The following is a 14,816-nucleotide window of genomic DNA, read 5'->3' on the forward strand; positions in this document are numbered from 1 at the left end:
GCCCTCTGGACTCCCTTACCCGCGAACACGGCATGCTGGCATGCCGTGTTCACAGTAATGGGGTCAAGGGGTTTTCACCCCTTGATGGGATCTAGAGGCTCAGTGCTGAAATGGCCGTTACGGTGTGATGGTATCCCCCGCCGATGTATCGAGGAACGTGCGCGCGAATTCCACGAACTGATAGACGTCGGCAAAGTTGCTGGCGATGCCGACTGACACGCGGATCGCGCCGACCGCCTTGTCGCCGTGCTTCGACATCGCGGTGATGAACTGTTCGAAAGTCATCCGTTCGCTGCCATGGAAGTACGGCAGCAGTTCCTCTTTGGTCAGGCCTGCGGCCATCTCACCCGCGCCCGGATTGCAGAAACAACCGGTCCGCAGCGAGATGCCACGCCCGTTTGCCCGGTCTTCGACCCACCGAAAGTCGATCAGCTTGCCGTCGACATCGTAGAAGTTGAACGTGACCGTTCCGCCGCGCATGCAGGTGTCGGTCGGGCCGTAGATGGTCGCGAGAGGGCGCCCGTTGCTGTGGCGAAGTGCGACGAGGTTGCGAATCAGCCAATCCGTCAGGCACATCACGCGGTTGTGTATGCGTTCGATCCCGATTTGCTCGATGTAGCGCAGCCCAATCTCGATAGCGGGCAGGTTCAGGTAGTTGATCGTGCCGTCTTCGAAAGCAGCGACGCCGTCATCCAGAAAGTAGCCGTCGCCCTGCACCGAGGCTAGCGTGATCGTGCCGCCCGCGAACCACGGCCGGCGTAGTTTGGGCAGCACCGCCTTGCGTATGATTAGGCAGCCGACGCCGGTCGGATAACCGAACATCTTGTAGAACGACAGGCTGACAAAATCAGGATGGTGCTGGCTGAGGTCGAGCCGGTTGGTCGGCGCGAACGCAGCGGCATCGAGCAGAACGTCCCAACCGTTCGCCTGCGCTTCGGCGATCCATTCAAGCGCATGTTGAACGCCGGAGAAGTTCGACTGTGCAGGGTAGGCGAACAGGCGCGACTTCCCGTCATGGTTCGATTGCAGGTGCTCGCGCAGTTTGTCCGTATCGATGCGCAGCTCGGGTGGGATAACGGGCGCATAGGTTACGGCAGCGCCCTGCGCGCGGGCGAACTCGCGAATGCCGTTGACCGAGTTGTGATTGTCGAACGTCAGCAGGTAGTGACCGCCAGGCTCGAACGGGTACGACTCGCCGACCAGCTTCAGCGCGCCGCTGGCATTCAGCGTGAAGATGACGAGGTATTCGTCCGGTGACGCGTTGAAGTAGTCCAGTACGTACTGGCGCGCGTGTTCGTCGAGCTGCGTGCTTGCGGCCGAGGTTGGGTTAGCCGAATGCGGGTTGCCGAATATGCCCCTGCGCAGCATGTCCATGTGGGCCGACAACTGCGAGTCGGCATACAGGCCGCCGCCGGTGTAGTCGAGGTAGACCTGCTGCTGTGCGTCCAATCGCCCGTACTCGGTGCGGCGCAAGGCCTCGAGCGCTGGTGCGTCGTACTCAGGACATCGGTCTTCAAACTCGTGGCGCGCTTCCGCGTATGCATCAGTTACGGTAAACATCAGTAAACCTGCCGCCATATTGCGCTGGCATCAAGAAACGTATGTTATCAGGAGCGATCTCGCTCCATGTGCCAATTTGAGTAGATTCTACCGCACGCGGAAGACCGGCGCACGTCGCGGCTTTGGCGGTCGAGTCGTGGGGCTAGAACGCGTTCGCGGCGTCCAGAATGCCGCTGAGCGGCGTGCCTCGTCCGTCGTCCCATGAGCGTGCAAAGGCGTCGGGCGGGACAACTGCCTTCAGCTCTGCCAGCAGCGCGGCGTGATCCTGCGCGTCCATGCCCTCGACTGGCGCGTTCTTGGCGGCGCGCAGGCCGTCGGCCGCCCCAAGCAGGTAGACCGCGCGCAGTCGATCGCCGCGGTGCAGCGCGATCCCTGCCAGTTTCTCGATGCACATGGCGACTCCGCGCTCGTCGTCCAATGCGGCGCTGGCGTTCAGGCTTCGTCGTACGTAGTCGAGAGCCGAGTCGAGATCGCCAGTGGCAAGGCACGCGTGTCCCATATTGTCGAGCACGTGCGCGTCCAGCCACAGGTTGCCGATCCCGCTGCTGATAGACAAGGCCCGTTCGAAATAGCGCATGGCCGTGTCGTACTGGCCCCTGACTGCGTGCGACCTCGCCCAATCCGTTGAGCAAGCTGGACTCTTCCCACGGGATATCGACGGACTGCGCCGCCGCCATGCCTTGTTCGAAGTACGTATTCGCCTCGGCGAAGCGACCCATCCCGCCGGACATCATCCCGAGTGACGTGCAGGCAAATGCGATCTCGCGCGGGCTGTTGGCCAGCTCGGCCGTGCGCAGCGCATCGCCCGCGTAGGCTCCGATCGACGGGTAGTCGCCGGCGAAGTACGAGAGGATCGCCGCGCCATTCAACATGCGTGCGCGTCCGGCCAACAGGTCTGGGTCGCCGGCTGGTGCGCGCAGGACTTCGCCGACGTAGGCGAGGCCGGTCACGAGGTGGTTGCGATATACCCAGTAGTGAATGAGCGCGCCGGCGAGCGTCAATGCCTGTGACCATGACTGCGACTGGATGAATCGGTCCAGCGCCGCATGCAGGTTGCCGTGTTCGGCCTCGAAGCGGGCGAGTCCGTCGACTTGCCCATCGCGCCAAACGGCATGCTCGTGATGCTGCGCATAGTCGAGGTAATAGTCCGCGTGCCGGTTGCGCGTGCGTTCACTTTCGCCGTGCGCGCTCATCTCCAACTGCGCGAACTGGCGAACGATCTCAAGCAGGCGATAGCGCGCAGACTCCGTATTCGCGCCTGCGCGCGCCACGAGGTTCATGGCGACCAAGTTGGCGGTCGCGAAGGCGATGTCGCGCGGGTACTCCGCGATACCCTGCGCGGCATCCAACGTCCACCCGTCGACGAAGAAGCCCATCTGGCGGAGGAGCGCCTGATCGACGCCGTCGAGTCGTTCGTAGCTCCAGCGGATCGCGTTGTTCAGGGATTGGTGACGCGGGTCGCTGTCGACCATGCCGGGGCTGTGCAGCACCGCAACCGGTGACCAGCGTTCGAGGATGTCGCGGGGTGCGAGTGCCATCGCTTGCACCGCAACAATTTCGATGGCAAGCGGCAGTCCGTCGAGGCGGGCGCACAGTGCCGCGATTTCCGTACCGTTTTGCGCATTCAGGGTGAATTCGGGCTGTGCGGCCTGAGCGCGTTCGACGAACAGCGCGATTGCCGAATAGCCGCCGAGGTGTGCCGGCGCGAGGTCGTTGGCACGCGCCGGGAGGTCCAGCGGGCGCAGCGGGTACCGATGCTCGCCGCGTATCCGCAGCGGGGAGCGGCTCGTGACGATGACGTGGACCAGCGGACAGGCGACCAACAGCGCGTGGATGATCAGCGCGCCGTCCTCGATCTGCTCGAAGTTGTCGAGGATCAACAGCGTGCGGCGGCTGTAGAGGTATCGGTGCAGGCTGTCCTGCGCTTTCTTGTGCCCGGTCAGCGCGATATCGAGCGTACGAGCGATCTGCGGAACGACACGATCGGGCTGCGTGATCTGCGCCAGTTCGACCATGAACACGCCATCCGGGAAGTCGAGCAGCGCGCGCTGGCCGACTTCGATCGACAGGCGCGTTTTGCCAATGCCCGGCGGGCCAAGCAGGGTGACCATCTGGACGTCCTCGCGCCGCAGCAGCGTGACGACGTCGCTCATTTCCTTTTCGCGGCCGACAAACGACGTGAGCTGGCGCGGCAGGTTATGCGGCGGGATGAACTCGCTGCGCCACGGCGCGGACGCCTCGAAGCTGCGATTGGACAGAGGCTGCCCCGAGCGCGCAAAGCGTACGAACGCGTGTAGTTCGGGTCCGGTGACGCCGAAAACCGCCGCGATCAGCCGCGCGATCTGTTCGGACGGGCGGCGGTGGTCGGCCTCGATCTTGTAGATCGTCTCGACCGAGCAGTTGACGCGATCGGCGAGCGCTTGCTGTGTCAGGTCGGCGATGCGGCGCTGGCTTTTGAGCCATTGGCCGAACGTTCGATTGTTTTCCATGCGATGCTCTGCCGATGTCAGGCTCACGACTGCAAGCGTAACACGAGTCTAGCTGTTGTACGGATTCCTGTACGGATTCTCGCTTCGAGTCCGGTGGCCGTGCATGGTTCACTTGGGATGCAAGACATTCATTTCCGGGAGGACACCATGTTTAAGCGCAGTCGGGTACTATCATTGTTTGTTGGATTGGCCGCCATGCTGGGCGTGTTCGGCCTCGTTGCAGCTCAGGATGCACCCCCTATGGTCGACCCGCTGAATCTCACGAGCGAACCCGTTGTACTCGAGTTTTCGTCCGGCCCCGCCGGCCCACCGACCATTGAGATCGTGACCGACGGGCGGATGACGTTCCGAATCGACACCGCCGGCCCGGTCAGCGGGTCGTTCGACGGGACGATGACCGGGACGGTGAGCGAGATGACAGCCAACCCGTCGCCCGCGTATCATCAGGTTACCGTGATGTTCAAGATCGAGACCGAACTCGGCTCGTTCCACGGCTACTATGCGGGCAGCTTCCATCGTCCCGAAGGCGCGGATCAGGCGGAAATCGCGGCGGTCGGCAAGATCCTGTCGGTGTCGGGCGCTTATGCCGACCTGTACATGGCGGACGTGTACGTGAACAGCGCCGTGTCGTACGCCGACGGGCGCTCGACCGGCGAAGCGGGCACGATGCTGATCGCGCCGCGCTAGATCGATCATCGGCAAGCCAGAACGAAGAACCGGCAGTGACACAAGTTCGCTGCCGGATGCTTCGCGCCTAGACGGACTGAGTCTAGGTCAGTGTTTGAAGGTCGGTGGACTCAGTCTCACATCTCGAAGTGGTCGGCGAGCGGCGAGACTGGCAGTCTCTCATCACTCATCACTTCCATCTCAGCACTTAGTACTTGCGGACGATGTTGCGGTATACGACCGGCTGACGCATCTGCATGACTTGCGAGTCCTCGCGCGTGCGCCGTACGTCCTCGAGGTCGATTTTGGCGACGATCACGCCGTCCTTCGGCGCGCCGGTCTCGGCGTCGGTGTTATCGGCCAGCGTCGCAACGATCTGCCCGCGCGGGCCGACGATCATGCTTTCGCCGCCGAACGTCTGCGTGACGTCGGTGCCGACGCGGTTGGCGCCGACGACAAACACGGCGTTTTCCAGCGCCCGCGAGCGGAGATACGTCTTCCACGCATCCATCTCGCCGGCCTCCCAGTTGCCCAGTGCCAGCAGCACCTCCGCGCCTTCCAGCGCCGCGCAGCGCGCGATCTCAGGAAACGCCAGATCGGACCCGAGCATCATGCCGAACGTTCCCAATTCGGTGTCGGCCGTGGTGAGCTTGAAGCCCTCGCGGAAGATCATGCGCTCTTCGCCGCGCAGGTGCAGCTTGTGATAGACCTCGACCAATTCTCCGCTCGGGCCGATGAGCACGGCCGAGTTGTACAACACGCTTTCGACCTTCTCTTTGGTCGCCATGCCGAATGCTATATAGGTCCCGAAGTCCATCGCGCGCTGCGACAGCGCGTTGATCACCATGCCGGGGACGCGCTGCGCCATTTCGGTAAAACGGACGCCCAACTCGGCGCCCGACGTGACCAACTCAGGGAAGACGATCAGGTCGACGCGCTGGCGGGCGGCGACTGTCGTCACCCACTCCGCCATCTTGACGAGATTGTCCTCGAGCTGACCGAGCTTGGGCTGCATCTGAACGACGGCGATGGTCAAATCGCGAGCCATGAAGTTCCTCCGCGGGTGATAGACCCGAGGATTATAGGGGCCGATGGAATGTGTGACGAGGGCGCTCTATCGTTGAGACACGTCTCTACCAAAGGGCTTTCGCCCTCCGGACTCCCGTTTCTGCGGAACTGCGGCGTGAACGCCGCAGTTCCGTGCAAAACGAGGTGCAGGAGTGCAAACTCCTGCCGGGGCTTGGGGCAGCGCCCCAACATCTCAGGCGATGACTTAAAGATGGACGACTGAAACCATCAGACTCACGGGCAGGCGAGCGAGAGCGGGGCTATCCACCTCTCATCACTCAACACCGATCACTATTCTCCTTACCGCGGCATGGTGGGAATGAGCAGGTTGACGGCGCCGATCAGCGCGTCGTCGTCCAGCGGCACGCGGCGTGCCTCGCCCTCAACGACCTCCTGCTTCTGTTTCATGCCGAGCAGGCCAGTCTTGTAGACGGTGCGCTTGCGGCGGGTATCGACCAAGTAGCCGATGGGCCGGTCGTTCTCATTGAATATCAGTTCGACCGTCAGCAGGGTTTGGCGCTCGGTCACTTCTGGCGGCGTGCCGGTGAAGCCGCTGAATTCACCCACACCGGGGCGCGCGGCATAGATGCGCCACCCGTACCGGCGTTCCGTGCTGTCAACTTCGATGTTGTCGTCGACTCCGTACGTGTCTTGATCGGGTAGGTGCTGCTCGAGCACTTCGTTCAGGATGCTCACGACACCCATCGCGTGATTGACCATCGCGTCAATGCGCTTCTGGTACTGCTGGAGCGATACGGCCGTCGTCAAGAGCCGCCCGGTGTGGCGTTTCATATCGTCGGACATAACACACCTCGAAGTATCTAGGACGTCTTGTATGCTGCTGTTTCCATTGTATGTGATTTCGTCGTGCTGCACATCTATTCGAGCGCTATTGACGGCGATCTCGCACGATTCTGACGTCTATCATGGCGCAGTGGTTGCGCCCGTCACTATCGGCGCGGCGTGCCCAGATGTATCGTATAGGCAAACGTATTGTGCAAAGGAACCACCTCCCATGTCCATCCAACAGGCGCATAGCAAACAACCCGGAATCGCGGCGCGGTTCATGCGCCGAATCAATCCGATCGTAGTGGCGATCCTTCGCTCGCCGCTTCACGGACTGCTTAGCAACCGGCTTGTGCTGCTCACGATTCGCGGGCGCAAGTCCGGTGAGCTCTACACGTTCCCGGTCGAGTACAAGCAGGATCTCGGCCATATTGTGATCATCACGCATGCCGAACGCGTGTGGTGGCGGAATCTCGAAGGCGGCGCCGACCTCACTGTGCATCTGCGCGGCGAGGATATTCACGCTGTCGGCACCGCCGTCCCTTATGAAGAGCAGGTCTTGCTTGCCGTCGCGCAGCTTTACCCGGCGTTGTCGCCGGAGCACGCGGCCGAGTTCGCCAAGGGCAAGGTGCTGGTTGAGCTGCAGCTCAAAGCCCTGCCGCATACGACGGTTCATGCGGCGTAAGCGGGGAAGAAACCGGGCGGCGGGAATTGCTCCACCCTATATGACTACACACTATTGGCGGGACTTGCCCGCCCAGTCCGGTTCTGCTGTTCCGAAGACGAGAACCGCGGTGCGGTCTTCTTGGCGTTCAGCCTGTTCGTCTGTGACCTCATAGACCGGGCGCGAGCAGCATTGCGCGACCGATCATGACGCACAGACCGAGCGCGAACGCCACAGCCAGCCCGAGCGTCAACATCACCGCCGAATACCGCATCACCTGTGCCATACGCGCCTCCCTTCCGATCAGGACACTGTATCTCTAGATACGGAGACGGGCCATGACGGGTCGCACGCGTGCGACCTACGCCTGTCCCACGCTGGCCGCGTAGCCGGGAACTATCCCGTTGTCAGCACGGCGCGGATTTTGAACGGATCGATCAGCGTGACCGACTCGCCGCGCTCGACGGCGAATCCGGCATGCGCGACGCGCTGCGCAACGCGTTCGACCTCGTCGGCTGTGGGCAGTATGACCGTATAGTCGATCAGGCCGATGGCGTCGTCCGGCGCGGGCGGAATTCCCGACCCGGCCCATACGTTCGCACCGAGGTGATGGTGGTAATCGCCAGCCCGGAAGAACGCTGCGCCGACGCGCGCGTCGCTGAACACCCGGTCGAATCCGACCGCATCGCGGTAGAAGGCCGACGCCGGGCCCAGGTCCGCGACGTGCACATGCACATGCCCGACGACGGTGTCACCCGGCAGGCCGTTCCACGGCGACGGATCGCGGGCGAGCTCGGCCATCAAGTCGTCGACGTCGATCGGCGCATTGCCGAGCTGAATCACGTCCTCGAACGACGGCCACTGCTCCTTCGGATAGTCCCACGCCAGCTCGATGCCGTTGCCGTCGCTGTCCGGAAGATAGATCGCCAGATGGGTGTGATGGTCGACCAGTCCTTGCACCGGCGTGCGCGTCTCAGCGATCCGGCGCAGCAGATGCGCCAGCGCCCAGCGTGTCGGCAGCAGGAACGCCGTGTGATACAGGCCTGTCGTGCGGCGGTAGCGTTTGGCGTCCGCGACCTGCGTGAGCCGGATCAGATCCTCGCCGCCTGCGCCGAGCCGGATGTTGCTGCCAGAACGATCGTGTACGGCGAAGCCCAGTACGTCGGTGTAGAACGCGGCAAGCTTTGGTGCATCCGGTGTGCGATAGTGCACCGGCCCGAGCCGTAGGTCCGGCGAAATCCGGACTCCGGCGGCCAGTTCTGTCTGTGAAGTGGTCATGGATTGTCCCTCAGGGAATGTGTGCTGCGCGCGGCAGCGTGTGCCTCCTAGACGCGGGCGGCCCTGCAGGGCTTTCGTCACAATGGTCACGATCCGGTCACGTCCGGTACACTGAGGGGGACTGTCCGTACCACGAGGCGCGCGAGCATGACGTTAGCGTACGACTTCATCATCGTTGGAGCAGGGCCGGCCGGGTGCGTGCTGGCGAACCGGTTGAGCGCCGATCCGTCGATTCGCGTCCTGCTGATCGAGGCTGGCGGCGGCGATCGCAGCCCGTTTGTGCAGGTGCCGGCGGCGTTCTCGCGCCTATTCCGCGGTGCGCGCGACTGGAACTACGAGGCCGAGGGCGCGCTTCCGCAGCAGCAGCAGTATTGGCCGCGTGGCAAGATGCTCGGCGGCTCGGATTCGATGAACGCGATGATGTACGTGCGCGGCAACCCGGCCGACTACGATCGCTGGCAGTCTGCCGGCGCGGATGGGTGGGGCTTCGCAGACGTGCTGCCGTACTACCGCAAGCTGGAAGGCGACCGAGCACAGCGTTCGGATCTGCGTGGCAGCGACGGGCCGGTGACGATCAGCCCACAGGTCGAGCCTAGCCCGCTGACCCACGCATTCCTCGCCGCCAATGCCGAGCTAGGCGTACCGGTCAACCCGGACTACAACGGCGCGACCCAAGACGGCGCAGGTCTGACACAGGTCAAGCAGGTCAACGGACGGCGCTGGAGTGCGGTCGATGCCTACCTGCGCCCGGCGATGCAGCGCCCGAACCTGACCGTTGTCACCCATACCGAGGTCACGCGCGTGACCCTTGAGAACGGCCGCGCGTGCGGGGTCGAAGCGGTGCGGCGCGGGCAGCGCGTCGCCTATCACGCCGGCCGCGAGGTGCTGTTGTGCGGTGGGGCGATCAACTCGCCGCAGCTCTTGATGCTGTCGGGAATCGGACCGGCCGATCATCTGCGCGAGCATGGCATCGCGGTCATCGTGGACGTGCCCGGCGTCGGCCAGAACCTGCAGGACCACGCGGTGAGCGGCGTCGCGTGCGCGATCCATCAACCGATCTCGCTGATCCGCGGCGAGAACCCGCTGCAGCTCGTGCCGTATCTGCTCAATAAGCGTGGGCCGCTGACCTCCAACGTCGCCGAGGCGATCTCGTTCATCCGTGTTGATCCGGACGCGCCGCTGCCCGACATCGAACTGATCTTCGCGCCGACCTTCTTCGTATATCACGGATTCCGCAGCCCGAAAGGCCACGGCTACACCATCGGCGCGATCCTGCTGCGCCCAAAGAGCCGCGGACAAATTCGGCTTGCTAGCGCCGACCCGTTGGCCACGCCGCGTATTCAACCGCGCTACTTCAGCGATCCGGCCGATTTGGCGCTGCTGCGCGAGGGTGTGCGGTTCGCACGGCGTGTGGCGCATGCCGATGCGTTCACGCCGTATCGCGAGCGCGAGGTTCTGCCGGGGCCGGACGTGGTGAGCAACGATGCGCTTGACGGCTACATGCTCGAGGAATTCCAGAGCCTGTATCATCCGGTGGGGACGTGCGCGATGGGGTCGACGGACGACCCGAACGCGGTGGTCGATTCGGTGCTGCGAGTGCGCGGCGTGGACGGCCTGCGGGTGGTCGATGCCTCGGTAATGCCGACGATCATCGGCGGGCACACCGTCGCCCCGACGCTCATGATCGCCGAGAAAGCCGCGGACATGGTGTTGGGTGAGGGCTGAAGCGACTAAACTACAGAGACGCATGTAGGGACGACCCGCCGGATCGCCCCCGTGCCGCCTGTCTACTCCGTAGGCGTGCCGGGCAGCGCCACGACATTGCAGCTGTCCGATCGGCTGTCGTAGGCGTAGCGCGAATCCTCCGAGAATCGGGTCAGCTTGCCGCGGAACGGATAGACGACTGTCCCGCTTCTGGCATCGCGAATCCCGACACGATTCTCGACGACGTAGCGCCCGTCCGGGCTGATACTCGCCTGTCGCTCGACATCGTACAGCTTGACTCCGTTGACGAGGTCGTACACGCCGTGGCCGCTGATGATCGCGAGCGAAAAGTCGGTGGTGTAGCCGGCGAGTTGGCGGTCGACTGGCGGGTCGATCTCCACGATTCGCTCGCCGGTCTCGCGCCAGTAGAACCCGTTCGACCGCTGCTGGATGGGCGTTGGCGGTCTGGTGGCGTAGGTGGCGATCACGTCTACGGGCCGGTCGACCGAGACCAGCTCACCGGTGTCGAGATCGAAGGTAAACCGTGTGTTAACGAAATCCGACGCCGGCTCGGCCGATAGGTACTCGCGGGTTGTGACGACGATTGTGCCCGCGTTCCGGTCGATCTCAAACCGGGGAAAATCAACTCGACCCGCGCTGTTCTCCAGTGGGTAGGTGAGCGTGAGCGGCGCGCGTTCGCCGGTGAGGTCGTAGAGCGTCGCCATAGGCTCGGTATAAGGGTGGATGGCGAGGTTGGCCTCGCCGGCGATGAAACTGGCGGCCGAACCCGGCCAGCCCAGCTCTGGCAGATTCTCATGCACCACCTCGTTGGTCCGAATGTCGCGCACATCCGTGCCCCATGTTGCAAGCCATCGGCCGTCGGGTGACGCCCAGAACCCATTGGACACCGGGCGCGTGTACAGTGTCTCGCCGGACGCCAGATCGAACGCAGTCAGCGCCGCGCCGTTGAAGGTGATGGCGATCTCGTCTGTCAGGAGAACCGGAGGTGTCGGCAGAGGAGGAGGCTCCCGCGGGTCGTTGCTCAATGGCGGCAGAGAGCTGAGGTACTCGTGCTCGAACAGGACCTCCAGCGTATCGACATCGTAAACCCGAAGCCGGACGCCCCACGCCGGCAGGTATTCCAAGGCGGCGAAGTTGACGGCGTGGTTGCTGTCCTCGGTCAGCGCATAGCCGAACGACTCCCGTCTCGTAACCGTGTTGGTCAAGTCGAGTATCTTGTCGCCGGTTGCGACATCGTATACGCCGCTGCCCGGCACCAGCACACGGCCCGCGCTAAGCTCGAACATCAGGTAACTGATCGTGGGAGGGTCGAACGGCGCGCGCGTTTCGCCGGTGATCAGGTCGATGATGCCGTGGTCCAGCACTGCGACTGCGTTGTGTTCGGCGAACATCATGCACGACGAGTCATCGGCAAGAATCTGCCGGAAGGTCGCGATCGGCTCGGCGGTGGCTTCGGGCGCGACCTGCTGCGGCGTAGCGACAGGCGGAAGGTCGGCCGGTGTGCCGGGCAGTGCGAAGATCACGCACTCGCTGCCCCGGTAGATGCCGTAGCGGGAGTCCGGGGTGAAATTGATGGTTCCGCTAAATGGGTACAGCAGTGTGCCGGTTCGTGCATCCCGAATCCCCGCGAGCCGTTCCGCTATGAATCGACCATCGGGACTGATCGTCGCGTAGTCGGACACGTCGTACAGTTTAGTCCCTGCGACTAGATCGTAGACGGCTACGGTGGGGATGACGGCGAGGGTATAGTCGTCGTTGAAGAACGCCCAGCTACTTGATTCCACATCGATAGACGCGATCTTATCGCCCGTGGTCCGATCGTAGAATCCATCACGGCGCCGTATGACAGGTGCATCAGGGTCTACGAGGACTAACGGAACGTGGTCTGCTACCGGCCCTACATCCACGAACCCACCCGTGTCGAGCGCAAAGCGGTACTGGAACGGCTTCGGTTCTAGAAACGCCGCGCCAGTATCAATCTCGACAACCGTCACGCGAATCTCGTTGGCGTCACGGTCAACAGCGAATTTGTCGAACGCGGAGACTATGCTTTGACCGAACGAGGGACGGTATGAGACGACGACAGGCGGGTTGTCCTCGATGAGGTCGTACAGCGTCGCTTCCGGAACGTCGGCCGTCTGAACGATCATATAGTCGAAGTCTTCCGTGAAGCGGACCGGATTGCTTTGGTCGCCCCGGATCACTGGTATGTCTCTGGTAATCACCTCGTTGGTTCGGATATCGCGAACATCCTCGCCCGAAACGACCAGCCACTTTTGATCGTTCTCAAGCCAATAGAACAGTTCAAAGGCGCGCGTGTACAGCAGCTCGCCGGTGAAGAGGTTGTAGACGGACAGCGTTTGGCCGTCATGAACCAAGACGAACTCGTTGGTCAGCGTCAGGCCGGGCCATGCGCGCATGACCGTCTCCACGCTGCCGTCGCCCGGCGGCGGGAAGCGCAGATCCTCGCGCTCGAACACGACTTCTAGCGTGCGGACGTCGTAGATGCGGACGTGTACGGTGCTGTCGTCCTTGCGCCGGATTGCTGCGTAGAAGCTCGGCGCATACCCGTCGTCAGTCTCAGCGTACGCCAGCGAATAGACACCGAAAACGGTACCCTTGAGGTCGATGAGTTTGCTACCAAGTGGCAAGTCATAGATGCCGCTGCCCCTAGCAAGCAGTCGATCCGCGCCAATCTCCGTGAATGGATAACCGTCAGCGGGGGGATCGAACGTAACGCGCTGTTCCCCGGTGACTAGGTCAACCACGCCACGATTGGCGACCGCGGCAGACCGGCCGTCGCTCAGCACTTCGCACCACGAATTGGCGGAGAGCACGCGCCGCACGGTCATGATCGGCTCGGCGGTGGCCTCGGGGGCTTGGGCTTGCGGGGAGGGAATAGTGAGCGTGGCGATGAACGCAGCAAGGACGAGTAGGGCAAGTGCGAATGAGGATCGACGCAGCATGACGACGTAGTCCTTCCATTGAGTGTCTTGTGCAGGATTACTTGACTGGCGTGCCGGGCAGGGCGTACACGACGCACGAATCCCGTCGATACTCCCACGCATACCGCGATCCGCGCGAAAACTGAATCGGCCGACCCGAGTGTGCGAAGATCAGCCGCCCCGTGCGGGCGTCGAGGATGCCGTAGCGTTCCTGATAAATGAACCGGCCGTCGAGACTGATGTAGATCGGAGCGCCGATGTCGTATAGGCGACGTCCTTCGACAAGATCGTAGACGCCTTCGTCGGGGACGGCGGCGATGGTGTAGTTCTCGTCGTACACCGCGTGGCCGTAGTTCTCGTTGGTGTTCTCAACGATCAACGCGCCCGTATCCGTGCGGTAGAAGCCATCGGAGCGCAGTTCGACGGGCGGCACAGGATCCTCGGGGAAGAACGGCAGCGGATGATTGGCGTCTTCGATGCGCAAGCGTGTGCCGTCTGCGAGCGAATAAATGTAGTTCACCCCGCGCGGCGCAGGCTGTGGTCGTGTCCGGGAGAGTTCAATGCCGGCCACGACAATCTCCCCAGCTTCGCGATTCACGTCGAATCGCTCGTAGAAGTAGGACGGATACGTCAGAATGATTTGTTCGTCGTCCGGGACGAGCGAAATCGTGACCGGCTCGCGATCTCCGAACAGATCGTAGACCGTGCTCGACTCGAAGTCGGGGGAATACAAGAACAGATACGTGTAGTCTGCAGAGAACCCAAGACGATTCCAGACGATGTCTGGCAGGCCGTCGAAGATGAGCGAGTTTGTCTTCAGGTCACGAATGTCTTCGCCCATGACGGCGAGCCATTGATCGTCATTGAGTGTGCGATAAGCGCGGTTGAAGTCGCGGGTGTAGAGCAGTTCGCCCGAGTGCAGGTCGTAGACAGTCGCCGTCACGCCGTCGTGCGCAATCACCACGTCCTCGGTGACCGTAAGTCCGCCCGGGGCCATTACGGTAGCGGGACGATACGGATCCGCGGGGGGTGGATACGGCACGTTATCGCGATTGAAGAGCAGCTCTAGTGTGTTGATGTCGTAGATCATGACCCGGGCAGATGTCGCATACAGCCGCTCCTCTGCGACGAAGTAACGCGTGCGTGCCGCGTCGGTTAACCAGACGTTCGCGGCGTGTGGCATTGGATAGCTCGTGGTTCCGGAAAGGTCCAGCAGCTTCTGATTTGAGACCAGATCGTATATGCCGCTGCCTGCCACGCCCAGACGATTCTCACCCGCCGGGAAGAGTGGAAGCATCGCTAGCGGCGGATCGAAAGGGATCTCTACCTCACCCGTGACGAGGTTGACGACACCACGGTTGGCGACGGCAATCCGGGTCTCGTCGTGCAGCAGGACGCATGGGGCCTCAGATGACAGGACTCGGCGCACGGAGTCAATGGGTCCGACGGTGAATTCCGGGGTAAGCTCCGGCGTGGCCTCCGGGGCTTGGGCTTGCGGCGAGGGAATGGTGAGCGTGGCGACGAACGCAGCAAGGACGAGTAAGGCAAGTGCAGCAGCGCGCATATCGGCGTGCCTCGTCTATGCAGGGTAGATACGCACATCTTACCACGGCCTGCCTACGTCGTAACCTATGG

Annotated in this window: 10 protein-coding genes; 3 read left to right on the plus strand and 7 right to left on the minus strand. The window is 62.8% G+C overall.

The features are described 5' to 3' along the window. Positions 1-117 precede the first annotated feature (117 nt). Complete coding sequence (locus IPM16_20325) at positions 118-1,560, minus strand: aminotransferase class V-fold PLP-dependent enzyme (protein ID MBK9125450.1); 1,443 nt, start codon at positions 1,558-1,560, stop codon at positions 118-120. A gap of 47 nt (positions 1,561-1,607) precedes the next feature. Continuing rightward, positions 1,608-4,049 (minus strand): XRE family transcriptional regulator, encoded by a 2,442-nt coding sequence (locus IPM16_20330; GenBank protein ID MBK9125451.1) that lies wholly within the window; start codon positions 4,047-4,049, stop codon positions 1,608-1,610. Between the two features lie 147 nt (positions 4,050-4,196). Between IPM16_20330 and IPM16_20335 the strand changes: the two genes are divergently transcribed. Continuing rightward, positions 4,197-4,736 (plus strand): hypothetical protein, encoded by a 540-nt coding sequence (locus IPM16_20335; GenBank protein ID MBK9125452.1) that lies wholly within the window; start codon positions 4,197-4,199, stop codon positions 4,734-4,736. 187 nt (positions 4,737-4,923) lie between these two features. Here IPM16_20335 and IPM16_20340 read toward each other — a convergent pair whose 3' ends face one another. Beyond that, entirely contained in the window at positions 4,924-5,763 is an 840-nt protein-coding gene (locus IPM16_20340; GenBank protein MBK9125453.1) for a carbon-nitrogen hydrolase family protein, read from the minus strand. Positions 5,764-6,083: 320 nt separating this feature from the next. Next, positions 6,084-6,587: a hypothetical protein gene (locus IPM16_20345; protein MBK9125454.1), complete on the minus strand. Its 504-nt coding sequence runs from the start codon at positions 6,585-6,587 to the stop codon at positions 6,084-6,086. A 211-nt stretch (positions 6,588-6,798) separates the two neighbouring features. Between IPM16_20345 and IPM16_20350 the strand changes: the two genes are divergently transcribed. Next, complete coding sequence (locus IPM16_20350) at positions 6,799-7,254, plus strand: hypothetical protein (protein ID MBK9125455.1); 456 nt, start codon at positions 6,799-6,801, stop codon at positions 7,252-7,254. 375 nt (positions 7,255-7,629) lie between these two features. Here the strand turns inward: IPM16_20350 and IPM16_20355 are convergent, their stop codons facing one another. Further along, positions 7,630-8,511 (minus strand): VOC family protein, encoded by an 882-nt coding sequence (locus IPM16_20355; GenBank protein ID MBK9125456.1) that lies wholly within the window; start codon positions 8,509-8,511, stop codon positions 7,630-7,632. Positions 8,512-8,658: 147 nt separating this feature from the next. On the opposite strand from IPM16_20355, the gene IPM16_20360 reads away from it, so the two are divergent. After that, on the plus strand, positions 8,659-10,236 hold the full coding sequence (locus tag IPM16_20360; GenBank protein ID MBK9125457.1) for a GMC family oxidoreductase N-terminal domain-containing protein: 1,578 nt from the start codon (positions 8,659-8,661) through the stop codon (positions 10,234-10,236). A 62-nt stretch (positions 10,237-10,298) separates the two neighbouring features. Here IPM16_20360 and IPM16_20365 read toward each other — a convergent pair whose 3' ends face one another. Together IPM16_20365 and IPM16_20370 are read right to left on the minus strand one after the other, a co-directional pair. Further along, positions 10,299-13,202, minus strand: coding sequence for a hypothetical protein (locus tag IPM16_20365; GenBank protein MBK9125458.1), 2,904 nt, complete (start codon positions 13,200-13,202; stop codon positions 10,299-10,301). A gap of 37 nt (positions 13,203-13,239) precedes the next feature. Further along, entirely contained in the window at positions 13,240-14,745 is a 1,506-nt protein-coding gene (locus IPM16_20370; protein ID MBK9125459.1) for a hypothetical protein, read from the minus strand. Between the last annotated feature and the right edge of the window lie 71 nt (positions 14,746-14,816).

The organism is Candidatus Flexicrinis affinis (genome assembly GCA_016716525.1).
Lineage (GTDB): Bacteria > Chloroflexota > Anaerolineae > Aggregatilineales > Phototrophicaceae > Flexicrinis > Flexicrinis affinis.